This is a genomic window from Mycobacterium sp. (assembly GCF_008709575.1).
GTDB lineage: Bacteria > Actinomycetota > Actinomycetes > Mycobacteriales > Mycobacteriaceae > Mycobacterium.
The window spans coordinates 1-718 of sequence record NZ_VYIK01000313.1 but is presented as its reverse complement, the minus strand read 5'-3'; the positions used below and the strand labels follow the sequence as shown (position 1 = coordinate 718).

Here is a 718-nt window from a genome sequence, read left to right as displayed (position 1 = left end):
AAACGTAAGCAGGACACGGCGTTGCGCCCCAAATCCCCAGGTCACGAACCCACTAAAACGTCACAAGAGCCGTAATTGAATCCCTCCGACAACAACATCGAAAAGACCATCGCTGCCAGGGCCAGCCCCACTCCAGCCGGGCCGGCAGCGGCAAACATCAAACCAAACAGCACCGCCAGCAAGGCGATCTCCGCATAAATGGGGTTCTTCGGATGTAACACCGGCTTGCCCCGCTTACGCAGTGCACGCACACTGGCCTGCCACACGCTTCGCCGCTTGCCCCACCAGGCTTGCCACATGAACGAATAGATCCATTGCCCCCGTACCGGGGTGTCGCTGTCCGCAGGGGTGTCCAGGAACAGATGGTGGCCGAGCACGTGCCCGGTGTCGGCGTTGGTTTCCAGATTCAGGGTGTCGTAGAACTTGCTCAACAGGATCGGGAAGCGCGCGCGCCGATGCATGAGTTCGTGTGCGATCGGTAGCGTGGGAATCGCGCCGATCAGCCCGACGGACAACACCATCCCGACCACATCGGGCGCGCTGAGCGGCCCGCCGGGCAACGGCACACCGGTGTGACCCGTCCAGCCACCCAATCGGAGTGCAAAAAGCACCCACAGCCCCACCAGCAACGGCAAGTGCAGATACAGCGGAGCTTCGGCCAGCCACGGCACCCGGACATGGCGAATCTTGTGGTCGGGTGGCAGCACCAGGTCCAAGA

1 protein-coding gene is annotated in these 718 nt (G+C 62.3%); it reads right to left on the bottom strand.

Annotation, left to right across the window (positions count from 1 at the left end; all coding sequences use genetic code 11):
- Positions 1-41 precede the first annotated feature (41 nt).
- Positions 42-718: fatty acid desaturase (locus F6Q13_RS18655; protein WP_293059700.1), on the bottom strand; the 677-nt coding region annotated here is incomplete at its 5' end.